The organism is Streptomyces sp. NPDC005574 (assembly GCF_040605435.1).
Taxonomy (GTDB): Bacteria; Actinomycetota; Actinomycetes; order Streptomycetales; family Streptomycetaceae; genus Streptomyces.
The window spans coordinates 42,234-53,899 of sequence record NZ_JBEXCW010000057.1; the positions used below are offsets into that span (position 1 = coordinate 42,234).

7 protein-coding genes and 1 pseudogene are annotated in these 11,666 nt (G+C 73.2%); 6 read left to right on the plus strand and 2 right to left on the minus strand.

The genetic code is table 11. The annotated features are described in order from the left end of the window. The 3 genes from ABZT03_RS29075 (at window position 1) to sucD (ending at window position 3,780) form a co-directional block, all read left to right on the plus strand. Window positions 1-1,026: a hypothetical protein gene (locus ABZT03_RS29075; RefSeq protein ID WP_356044634.1), complete on the plus strand. Its 1,026-nt coding sequence runs from the start codon at window positions 1-3 to the stop codon at window positions 1,024-1,026. A 667-nt stretch (window positions 1,027-1,693) separates the two neighbouring features. Beyond that, complete coding sequence (sucC, locus tag ABZT03_RS29080; protein ID WP_356044637.1) at window positions 1,694-2,872, plus strand: ADP-forming succinate--CoA ligase subunit beta; 1,179 nt, start codon at window positions 1,694-1,696, stop codon at window positions 2,870-2,872. A 23-nt stretch (window positions 2,873-2,895) separates the two neighbouring features. After that, a complete protein-coding gene (gene sucD / locus ABZT03_RS29085) occupies window positions 2,896-3,780 on the plus strand; it encodes a succinate--CoA ligase subunit alpha (protein ID WP_356044640.1) in 885 nt (294 codons plus the stop codon). Window positions 3,781-3,859: 79 nt separating this feature from the next. On the opposite strand, the gene ABZT03_RS29090 is transcribed toward sucD, so the two are convergent. Beyond that, on the minus strand, window positions 3,860-5,131 hold the full coding sequence (locus ABZT03_RS29090) for a helix-turn-helix domain-containing protein (RefSeq protein ID WP_356044643.1): 1,272 nt from the start codon (window positions 5,129-5,131) through the stop codon (window positions 3,860-3,862). A 104-nt stretch (window positions 5,132-5,235) separates the two neighbouring features. Here ABZT03_RS29090 and ABZT03_RS29095 point away from each other — a divergent pair. After that, window positions 5,236-6,309, plus strand: a pseudogene (locus tag ABZT03_RS29095) (DUF6350 family protein); the annotation flags it as partial. A 2,020-nt stretch (window positions 6,310-8,329) separates the two neighbouring features. Here ABZT03_RS29095 and ABZT03_RS29100 read toward each other — a convergent pair. Next, window positions 8,330-9,151, minus strand: a complete 822-nt coding sequence (locus ABZT03_RS29100; RefSeq protein ID WP_356044645.1) for a hypothetical protein — start codon at window positions 9,149-9,151, stop codon at window positions 8,330-8,332. Window positions 9,152-9,405: 254 nt separating this feature from the next. Between ABZT03_RS29100 and purN the strand changes: the two genes are divergently transcribed. Continuing rightward, entirely contained in the window at window positions 9,406-10,035 is a 630-nt protein-coding gene (gene purN, locus ABZT03_RS29105) for a phosphoribosylglycinamide formyltransferase (protein ID WP_356044648.1), read from the plus strand. Next, complete coding sequence (gene purH / locus ABZT03_RS29110) at window positions 10,032-11,597, plus strand: bifunctional phosphoribosylaminoimidazolecarboxamide formyltransferase/IMP cyclohydrolase (protein ID WP_356044651.1); 1,566 nt, start codon at window positions 10,032-10,034, stop codon at window positions 11,595-11,597. Before purN ends, purH begins: the two co-directional genes overlap by 4 nt. Window positions 11,598-11,666 lie beyond the last annotated feature (69 nt).

Here is an 11,666-nt window from a genome sequence, read left to right on the forward strand (position 1 = left end):
TTGGCCTGGCCGACCGCTCTCCTTGCAGTCCCGCCCGGTGCCGCCCTGCGCCCGACGCGCACGGCGGCCGGGCGGCGCGCGCTGCAAGTGGCGCTGCTGGTGGGCGGGTTGTTCGTCCTCGCTCTGCTCTGCGGGGAGCGGGCCCACGCGGCGGACGACATCCGGCCGGTGACCACCAAGAGCACCAGGACCTCCGTGCCTTCCGTGCCTTCCGTGCCTTCCGTGGCCTCCGTGCCTCCCGTGACGTCGGTGACGTCGGTGACTGCCTCGACGTCCGTGGCTCCGGTTGCCCTCCCCGGCCGGGCTCACGTGCACACCGTCCGTCAGGTGCTGGAGGACGAGGTCGTACAACCGGTCGGGGATCTGGTCACGTCGGTGACCGGAGAACTGGCCGAGGCACCGGCGAAGCCGCCCTCGCTTCCGACGCTCCCCGCCCTCCCCGCACCGCCCACCCTGCCGAACCTGCCGGACCTTCCTGATCTGCCGACCCTTCCTGGCCTCCCGGCTCTCCCGGACCTGCCAGGCGTCCCCGACCTGCCGACGCCGCCCACTCCCACCAACCCCACCACTCCCGCTCCCACCGTTCCCACCATCCCCGTGACTCCCACCGCGCCCACGCTGCCGCCGCCGGTCGCCGCGTCGCAGGCGCCGTCGGTGCACTCGGTGGCCGTGGCGACGAGCGGGCGGGCGGGTGAGACCGCCGTGGGGGAGCGACTCATCGCCGGCCCCCGTGTCCCCGCCGTCACCGCGAACCCCGCCGGGGATCACGTCGACCCGAGTCACGTCGGCCGGCAGCGGACCGCGTCCGGCGTCCAGGTGCCCGGGCGTCGGGCGCCCGCCGGTGAGCCGGGTGGTGCGCTCAGCGGTAAGTCCGGGGTGGACGGCGGAACGTCACGGCACGGCGACGCCCAGGCGGTGACCCCCGGCCACCGGGCGCCGCTCCGGCTCGTCCCCGGTACCGCCGCCGGAGGTGCGGCGGCCCTTCTGCGGGACCGACACGTGGACGTCCCCGTCTCCCCGGCCTAGCGCGGCCTTCCCCGCACCGGCCTCCCCGCCCAGGGCGGAACAGGCACCCCGCCCGTCCAGGCGCACCCCGGAGCCCACGCACCCCGGGCCCGGAGTCTCCGGATCCGGCGCTCCCGGAGTTCGGAGCCTGCGCCCCCGGACCCGCGTGGAGCCCACGGGAGTCCGGGCGGGCCACCGAGTACCGAGCGTCAAGAGCGTGTACCGCGAGTACCGCGTGTACCGCTCCGCCCCGCTCGTCCCGACTCCGTGGGACAAGGGACCCGAATGGCCGAAATCCATCGGTTGTCCGGATGATCCGGCATCTCACGGATGGGCTGGCTGGATCCCAGGGGTGGGATCCAGCCGCCCTCTGCCCCGAGGGGCTGTTCAAGGGGCCCCGCCGGGCCGACCCCAGCCCGGCGGGGCTCCGCCCCGTTCGACCACCTGTTCCCCTGCTTTCGACACCCCGTGCCAGGGTTTCCGGCATCATGTGACAGGTATCACCGCTCAGGTGTGACCTGCGATTTAGGGACCCACGGCAAGCGGCGATAGCCTGCGAGACGGACATGCCGCGCGCTCGGACACCGTGTGCGCCTCCCTTGTGACAGGCCGGCGGACGTCACGTTGCCCCTCGCGGCACGCCCACGCATCAGACGAACCGCGAGATCACTGATAGGGACGGAAGCGCGTGGACCTGTTCGAGTACCAGGCGAGGGACCTCTTCGCCAAGCACGATGTACCGGTGCTGGCCGGTGAAGTCATCGACACGCCTGAGGCGGCCCGCGCAGCCACTGAGCGTCTCGGTGGCAAGTCCGTCGTCAAGGCTCAGGTGAAGGTCGGCGGCCGTGGCAAGGCCGGTGGCGTGAAGCTCGCCGCCACCCCGGACGAGGCCGTCGCCCGCGCGACGGACATCCTCGGCATGGACATCAAGGGCCACACGGTCCACAAGGTGATGATCGCCGAGACCGCGCCCGAGATCGTCGAGGAGTACTACGTCTCGTACCTCCTCGACCGCACCAACCGCACCTTCCTCGCCATGGCGTCCGTCCAGGGCGGCGTGGAGATCGAGGTCGTCGCGGAGGAGAACCCCGAGGCCCTCGCGAAGGTCCCGGTCGACGCCAACGAGGGCGTCTCGATCGAGAAGGCCCGCGAGATCGTCGCGCAGGCGAAGTTCCCGGCCGAGGTCGCTGAGCAGGTCGCCGAGATTCTCGTGACCCTGTGGGACACCTTCATCAAGGAGGACGCCCTCCTCGTCGAGGTCAACCCCCTCGCCAAGGTCGCCTCCGGCAAGGTCATCGCCCTCGACGGCAAGGTCTCCCTCGACGAGAACGCCGAGTTCCGTCAGCCGGAGCACGAGGCGCTCGAGGACAAGGACGCGGCCAACCCGCTGGAGGCCGCCGCGAAGGCCAAGAACCTCAACTACGTCAAGCTCGACGGTGAGGTCGGCATCATCGGCAACGGCGCGGGTCTCGTCATGAGCACCCTCGACGTCGTCGCGTACGCCGGTGAGGCGCACGGCGGCGTGAAGCCGGCCAACTTCCTCGACATCGGCGGCGGCGCCTCCGCCGCGGTCATGGCGAACGGCCTGGAGATCATCCTCGGCGACCCGGACGTCAAGTCCGTGTTCGTCAACGTCTTCGGTGGCATCACCGCCTGCGACGAGGTCGCCAACGGCATCGTCCAGGCGCTGCAGCTGCTCGCGGACAAGGGTGAGGAAGTCACCAAGCCGCTGGTCGTGCGCCTCGACGGCAACAACGCGGAGCTGGGTCGCAAGATCCTGTCGGACGCCAACCACCCGCTGGTCCAGCGTGTGGACACCATGGACGGCGCGGCCGACAAGGCCGCCGAGCTCGCGGCCGCGAAGTAAGGGATAGAGGGACTCAGACCACCATGGCTATCTTCCTCAACAAGGACAGCAAGGTCATCGTCCAGGGCATGACCGGTGCCACGGGCATGAAGCACACCAAGCTCATGCTGGCCGACGGCACGAACATCGTCGGTGGCGTGAACCCGCGCAAGGCGGGCACGTCCGTCGACATCGACGGCACGGAGATCCCGGTCTTCGGCACGGTCGCCGAGGCGATCGAGAAGACGGGCGCCAACGTGTCCGTCCTCTTCGTGCCGCCGGCCTTCGCCAAGGCCGCCGTCGTCGAGGCGATCGACGCGGAGATCCCCCTCGCGGTCGTCATCACCGAGGGCATCGCCGTCCACGACTCCGCCGCCTTCTGGGCGTACGCGAAGTCGAAGGGCAACAAGACCCGGATCATCGGCCCGAACTGCCCCGGTCTCATCACCCCGGGCCAGTCGAACGCCGGCATCATCCCGGGCGACATCACCAAGCCGGGCCGCATCGGCCTGGTCTCGAAGTCCGGCACGCTGACGTACCAGATGATGTACGAGCTGCGTGACATCGGCTTCTCCTCCGCCGTCGGCATCGGTGGCGACCCGGTCATCGGTACGACGCACATCGACGCGCTCGCCGCGTTCGAGGCCGACCCCGACACCGACCTGATCGTCATGATCGGTGAGATCGGCGGCGACGCCGAGGAGCGCGCGGCGGACTTCATCGCGAAGAACGTGACGAAGCCGGTCGTCGGCTACGTCGCGGGCTTCACCGCGCCCGAGGGCAAGACCATGGGCCACGCCGGCGCCATCGTCTCCGGCTCCTCCGGCACGGCCGCCGCGAAGAAGGAGGCCCTCGAGGCCGCCGGCGTCAAGGTCGGCAAGACGCCGACCGAGACGGCGAAGCTGGCCCGCGAGATCCTGGCCGGCTGACCTCTCAGCCGTACGCCGATGGGCCCGCCCCCTGTCCCGGGGGCGGGCCCATCGGCGTACGGCGCGCACCCGCCCGTGCTCAGTCCGGCTGCGGCACGAGTCTGGGCGGACCGCTGACGGTCTCCTCCCGCAGCTTGGCCCGCAGCTCCAGCTCCCCGTCCGACAGCGGGCCCGGCGCGACCCGCGGCGGCACGCCGTGCACCTGCGCGCCCGGCGGGACCGGCGGCTCGTAGTGCGTCGGCGCGGTCTCCAGGGTGAGTGCCGTGGCCCCGATCAGGGCGACCGTGAAGGCGATGGCGGCCCGCGTCCAGAACCGTGCCCGGCGCTCACCGCCGATCCGCACGACCGGCGGCCTGCCCGCCCGCAGCCGTCCCGTGGAGGCCAGCCCGATCAGCCGTTCGTGCAGGACGGAGGGGTCCGCCAGCTCGGGCAGCCGGGTGGCGAGCGCCGTGCGCGCGTGCAGCAGCCGTTTCGCCGTCGCCGGGGTGCTCGCCTCCGTCTCCGCCGCGGTCTCCGGCAGACCGAGGCCGACACCGTCGTAGAGCAGCAGTGTGCGGCGGTACGGCGGCGGGAGGTGCAGGAGGGCGCCGAGCAGGGCGCGGTCGCGGGCGTCGACGGGCGGCGGTTCGGGGTGGCGGTGGCTCGGGCGGAAGCGGTGCCAGGGGGAGAGCGCGTACTCGTACGCCGCCGCCCGCACCCAGCTCGCCGGGTCGCGGTCCGCGGCCACCTCGGGCCAGCGCTGCCAGGCGAGTTGGAAGGACCGCTCGACCGATTCCCGCGCCAGTTCGCGCCGCCCGGTCAGCAGGTAGGTCTGCCGTACGAGGGCGGGTGCGCAGAAGGCGTAGAGCGCGTCGAACGCCTGAGCGGGAGTCAGTTCCGTCGGTGAGGTCACCGGTTCGGGGGAAGGTGCCGGCTCCGGGACGGCCGCGGGACCGGACGGGGGCACCGGTTCCGGTCGGAGTGCCGGCTGCTGGAGGACAGCCACGGGCTCCTCCTGGGGTGCCGTCCGGTTCGGCTGATGTTCCGTCACACCCGGCGCCCCCATGGACACCGGTTCCGCGACGCGCTCCGGCGCCTTCGCCCGCACCCGTACCCGCATCGGCGCCGGGGCCGAATCCGGCCCGGACTCACGGGGCTTGGGGTCCGCCGGGTCCGTCAGCGAGGTCAGCAGTTTCGCGTACGCCTCTCCCTTCCTGCCGCGCGGAGTCGTCCGTCCGGCCTCCCAGCCGCGGACGGTCTCGCGGGTGACGCCGAGCCGCGCCCCCACCTGAGCCTGCGTCAACGACGCGGCCTCACGCAGGCGTCGGCGTTCCCTGGGCGGGGGAAGCGGGGTCGCGGGGCTCTGCGTCACAGGAAGCCCCTTCGTACGAAAAAGTACATAAACGTATATTGAGCGACACATCGGAGGTTCGCCTGTTACGACGGAAAAGCGCGTGTCGTTGGGAGCATGACGACGTGATCCAGATGACCGTTCGCCGACCGCTGTTGTCGTTCCTGCTCACCCGGATGCGCGATCGCTCGCCCGGCCTGGGCGCCGGCCTGCTGGGCGGCGCCGTCGCGGCGGGGCTCGGGCTCGGACTGTTCGCCGTCCTCGTCATGATGCTGTGGATCAGCTCGCCGTATCCCGACAGCGGGCCGAGCGGGGCGCTGCACGCCGCCGCCGCCCTGTGGCTGCTCGCGCACGGCACCGAGCTGGTGCGCACCGAGACGCTCTCCGGCGTTCCCGCGCCCATGGGCGTCACCCCGCTGCTGCTGCTCGCGCTGCCCGTCTGGCTGCTGCACCGGGCGGCCCGCGACGCGACCGACGCGACCGATGCGACCGGGGCCGGCGGGGAGGCCGTCCGGGGCGACGCTCCGCCACCGGTCCCCGCCCGCACGGCGTGGACGGGCGTCGTCGTCGGCTACCTCACCATCGGCACGGCCGTCGCGCTCTACGCCTCCGGCGGCGCGTTGCGGCCCGCCTGGAACTGGACGGCGCTGTGCCTGCCGCTGCTCGCCGCCGTGGCCGCCGGATCGGGCGTCTGGACGGCGCACGGCCGTCCCGGCGCCGTGCTGGACAGGGCTCTGATCGCCCTGCCGAACGAGGTACGGCGTCTTCTCGTCGGGCCGGACGCCCGGACCCGCCTCGGCATCTGCGCGCGGGCCGCGTCCGCGGGGGTGGCCGTGCTCGCCGGTGGTGGTGCGCTGCTGGTGGCCGCGTCACTGGTGTGGCACGGCGGGGCGGCGCGGGGGTCGTTCCTCCAGCTCACGGAGGGGTGGTCGGGCCGGTTCGCCGTCCTGCTGGTGTGCCTGGCGCTGGTGCCGAACGCGGCGGTGTGGGGGGCGGCCTACGCCCTCGGACCCGGCTTCACGCTCGGCGTCGGCCACGTCGTGGGACCGCTGTCCTCGGCGCCGCCGTCCCTGCTGCCCCCGTTCCCCCTGCTGGCCGCCGTCCCGGACGCGGGCGCCGGGACCCTCCTGAACTGGGTGGCGGCGGCCGTGCCGGTGGTGGCCGGAGCCACCCTGGGCTGGTTCACGGGCACGGCCGCGGCGGCCGGCGGCCGGGACAGCCGGGGGAGCCGAGCGAGTTCGGAGGACCGGGAGGGCCAGAGGACCGGGGTGAGCCGGAGAGAGCGGGGGGCTCAGGTGGGCCATGGGGCCCAGGGGAGCCGGGACGGCCGGGGAGGCGTGGCCGGCCGGGTGGGCCGGGAGGACAAGGGGAGCCGGGGGAGTCGGGAGAACGAGGGAAGTCGCGAGAACGACGGGAGCCGGGGGAGCCGGGAGGACAGGGGAAGCCGGATTGGCCGGGAGGGCAGGACCGGTCGAGAGGCCCTGGGGAGCCGAGGTGGCGGGGACATTCCGGCGGTGGCGTGGTCGCCCGGCCGGACCGTTGAGGTCACCGGGCTCGCCTGCGCGCTCGGCGCCGTAGGTGTCGCCGTCCTCGCCGGACTGGCCGGCGGCCCGCTGGGCGTCCTCGCCCTCGCGAGCTTCGGACCCGTGTGGTGGCAGACCGGCGGTGCGGCACTGCTGTGGCTCGCGGCGGTCGCGGTTCCCGTCGCGCTGGGCGTGCGGTGCTGGCGCTGCTGGCCGCGCCGCGAGCGGTCCGGTGCGCCGGCCGGTGAGCGGACGACGACGATCGGCAGGCCACGGGTGCAGACGCGGGACCGGCACGTCACGGTCCCCAAGGCGTCCAGGCAGGACAGGCCGGCCCAGAACCCGCCCACCCGGCAACCGCTCACACCCGAGCCGCCGAAGTCGCCGAAGTCGTCGGAGCCCAGGAAGCCGACGAAGCCGACGAAGTCGTCGGTGACGCCGAATCCGTCCGGGCCCTCGCAACTGGCCGAGGCGGCCAAGGCGGCCCAGGCGGCCAAGGCGGCCCAGGCGTCCGAGGCGTCCGAGGCGTCCGACTCGCCGGAACCACCGGAGTCACCCGAGCTGCCCGAGTCGGCGAAGCCGTCGGAGCCGCGGAGGTCGTCCGAGCCGTCGGAACTGCGGAGGTCGTCGGAGTCGTCGGAGCCGCCGGAGTCGCCAGAAACGGTCGCGCGGCCGGAGTCACTGGGTTCCTCCGACCTGCCCGGGCCGTTCACGCTCTCCGAGCCGCAGTCCCTGGTGTCACCGGGCTCCGCCGGGTCGCCGGAGCCACCGCAGTCCCTGGTGTCACCGGGCTCCGCCGGGTCGCCGGAGCCACCGCAGCTCCCGGGGACGACCGGTTCCTCCCACCTACCCGAGCGGCCGAAGCAACCCAAGTCGCCGAAGCCCCCGACATCCCCCGAGCCCTCCACCCCGTCGAAGTCACCGACCCGGCAGAAGTCAGCTGGGCCGTCACCCGTCCCCCGGACCTCGCAGAAGCCGGCTGAGCCGTCACCCGTATCGAAGTCACCCACCCCGTGGGACCCCCGGACCTCGCAGAAGCCGGCTGAGCCGTCACTCGTATCGAAGCCACCCACCCCCTGGGACCCCCAGACCCCGCAGGAGTCGATCACCCCGTCGAAGCCACCGATCTCGCCCACCCCGTCGAAGTCACCGGCCCCACCAACCCCGCCGACCCGGCAGAAGTCCCCCGAACCGCCACCCGCCTCGAAGCCCTCCACCCCACCGCCACTCGCCCCAACGCCCCCCACCCCGCCGCCACCCGCCTCGAAGCCCCCCATCCCGCCCGAGCCGTCGACCCCGTTTCAGCCACCCGCCCTCTTCTCGGGTCGGCGGCGTCTTCGGTTGCCGCTGCGGCCCGCCGGTGGTTGGTTGCCACGGCGGAAGGGGTCGGGCTCGGCGGCGTCCGCCGCGACACCCGGCACCGCCGTGTCCGGCCCGGCGGCGACATCCGGCGCCGCCTCCGACCAGGACGTGCTGTCCGCGCTCGCCGCGCTGAGCGATCAGGACGTCATGGCCGGGCTGCGGGACCAGCAGCTCACCTACGACGACGCCTACGACTTCCTGCCCATCGAGCCCCCGGCCCCGCGCCCGACGTCGGCGACGACACCCGGGCCCTGGAGCACCCCGCCCGGCGCACCCCGGTCACCGGACGCGCCGAAATGACAGCCCTCCCCGGCTCCCCGCTACCCGGTAGCGGTCAGTCGCTGACGCCCAGCAGGGTGCGCAGTTCCTTCGGCAGGAGGCGGTTGCAGGACTGCTTCGCCTCGTTGGTGAGGGCGTCGTTCGTGCAGGTGTAGTAGTCGCTGTAGACCAGTTGCGCGGTGAAGCCGGCGGCGACCAGGGCGAGCGCCAGGGACCCGGCGACCAGGCCGCTGACGGCGGCGGAGGTCTGCGGGCGGGCGTTCGGGTCGGGCGCGGGGGCGTTCGGGTCGGGGGTGCGGGGCTTGGCGCGCAGCGCGCTGATGCCCCAGTACAGGGACAGCGCGCCGAGCAGCAGAGCGACGTACGGCCAGCTGAAGAGGGCGAAGAAGAAGGCCCACATGCCGCTGAGAAGGGAGTAGCGGGCACGGCGCTGCGAGGGGTCGGTGGCGTCCCAGCGGGGGCCGGAGCCGGGGCCGCCGCCACCGGGGCCCTGCTGGTTGTTGCCGGGGCCGCCCGGGCGCTGGCCGAAGCCGCCGGGGGAGCGGCCGGGCTGCTGGTCGCTCCAGTGGCTGCCCCACGGGGAGCGCCCGTCCTGAGGGCGCGGGGGGTTCGGGGAGCCGTCCTGCGGGGCGTCGGACCCCTCGTCGCCGCCGCCGGTGGGGCGGCGCGGCTGCCAGGGACGGTCGGGCGTGCCCTCGGGCGGCGGGGCGAAGGGGTTGTCGTCCGCGGCCGGACCGTCGTGCTCGTCGCCGTCGCCGCGGCCCGAGGGGGCGTCCGGCGGTGAGGCGGGGCGCTCACGCAGGAGCATGCCGCCGCGCTCCCCTCCCTGCACCGACTGCTGGGGGAGCGTGAGGAGTCGCAGGCTGCGGTCCGGCATCAAGTGAGCGTCTTCCCCTTGGTGAGTACCTGGTCTGGCGTGGGCTGTCACTTCGTGAACGCACCGCACAACGACCGCGTTCCCGAGCCCACTCGTTCCAGACGCTACCTTCCGGCCACGCCCCCGTCCCACGGGGGCCGTCAGGAGTGCCGGTATCGTTGCTGACGGTCGGCCGCTTCGTAGACTTCCCCGTATCCCGGGGCGCGAAGCATTCGTACGACCGTACAAACGCTCCCCCGAGAAAGGGCCCCATCGTGGCCGCCAAGCCCGTGGCCAAACGCCTTGTCGTGCTGGTCTCCGGTTCCGGTACGAACCTCCAGGCGCTCCTGGACGCCATCGAGAGCGCCGGCGACGAGGCGTACGGAGCGCGGATCGTGGCCGTAGGGGCCGACCGCGCGGGCATCGAGGGGCTGGCGCGTGCCGAGCGTGCCGGGATCCCCACCTTCGTCTGCCGGGTGAAGGACCACGCGAGCCGCGAGGAGTGGGACGCGGCGCTGGCCGGGGCGGTCGCCGCGTACGAGCCCGACCTCGTGGTGTCCGCCGGGTTCATGAAGATCGTGGGCAAGGAGTTCCTGGCCCGTTTCGGCGGGCGGTTCGTCAACACGCACCCGGCCCTGCTGCCCAGTTTTCCCGGAGCCCACGGTGTGCGGGACGCGCTCGCGTACGGCGCCAGGGTCACCGGCTGCACCGTCCACTTCGTCGACGACGGCGTCGACACCGGACCGATCATCGCCCAGGGCGTGGTGGAGATCCGGGACGAGGACGACGAGAGCGCTCTGCACGAGCGCATCAAGGAAGTCGAGCGAAGGCTGCTCGTCGACGTCGTGGGCCGGCTCGCCCGCAACGGCTATCGCATTGAGGGACGAAAGGTAGTTATCCAGTGACCGCCGAGAGCAACAAGCGGCCCCTTCGCCGGGCGCTCGTCAGCGTCTACGACAAGACCGGGCTCGAGGAGCTCGCCCGCGGGCTCCACGAGGCGGGCGTGGAACTCGTCTCCACCGGCTCCACCGCCGGGCGTATCGCCGGCGCCGGCGTCCCCGTGACCCGGGTGGAGGAGCTCACCGGCTTCCCCGAGTGCCTGGACGGCCGGGTCAAGACCCTGCACCCCAAGGTCCACGCGGGCATCCTCGCCGACCTGCGCCTCGACAGCCACCGCGAGCAGCTCGCCGAGCTGGGCGTGGAGCCGTTCGACCTCGTCGTGGTGAACCTCTACCCGTTCCGCGAGACCGTCGCCTCCGGTGCCACCCCCGACGAGTGCGTGGAGCAGATCGACATCGGCGGTCCGTCGATGGTGCGCGCCGCCGCCAAGAACCACCCGTCGGTGGCCGTCGTCACCAGCCCCGAGCGGTACGCCGACGTCCTCGCCGCGGTGCAGAACGGCGGCTTCGACCTCACCAGCCGCAAGCGTCTGGCCGCCGAGGCGTTCCAGCACACGGCCGCCTACGACGTCGCGGTCGCCAGCTGGTTCGCGAGTTCCTACGCGCCCGTCGACGAGTCGCGCTTCCCCGACTTCCTCGGCGCCACCTGGGAGCGCGGCAGCACCCTGCGCTACGGCGAGAACCCGCACCAGCCGGCCGCCCTCTACCTGGACGGCGCCGGCGGCGGTCTCGCCGAGGCCGAGCAGCTGCACGGCAAGGAGATGTCGTACAACAACTACACGGACACGGACGCCGCCCGCCGTGCCGCGTACGACCACGCCGAGCCCTGTGTCGCGATCATCAAGCACGCCAACCCGTGCGGCATCGCGGTCGGCGCGGACGTCGCCGAGGCGCACCGCAAGGCGCACGCCTGCGACCCGCTGTCGGCGTTCGGCGGGGTGATCGCGGTCAACCGCCCGGTGTCCAGGGAGATGGCGGAGCAGGTCGCCGAGATCTTCACCGAGGTCATCGTCGCGCCCGACTACGAGGAGGGCGCGCTGGAGGCACTGGCCAGGAAGAAGAACATCCGGGTGCTGAAGGCCCCGGACGGCCCGTCCAACCCGGTCGAGGTCAAGCCGATCGACGGCGGCGCGCTGCTCCAGGTGACCGACCGGCTCCAGGCCGAGGGCGACGACCCGGCGAACTGGACCCTGGCGACGGGCCAGGCGCTGTCCGCCGACGAGCTGGCCGACCTCGCCTTCGCCTGGCGGGCCTGCCGGGCCGTCAAGTCCAACGCCATCCTGCTCGCCAAGGGCGGTGCCTCGGTCGGCGTCGGCATGGGGCAGGTCAACCGGGTGGACTCGGCGAAGCTGGCCGTGGAGCGGGCCGGTGCCGAGCGCGCCCAGGGCTCGTTCGCCGCGTCCGACGCGTTCTTCCCGTTCCCGGACGGGCTGGAGATCCTCGTCGGGGCCGGTGTCAGGGCCGTGGTCCAGCCCGGCGGTTCGGTCCGTGACGAGCTGGTCGTGGAGGCCGCCGAGAAGGCGGGCGTGACGATGTACTTCACGGGCACGCGCCACTTCTTCCACTGACCGCGACGCAGCGCCCGCGGCCGCTGCCGCGGGCGTCGACTGCCGCCGCCCGTCCGCCCGCGGGCGGAC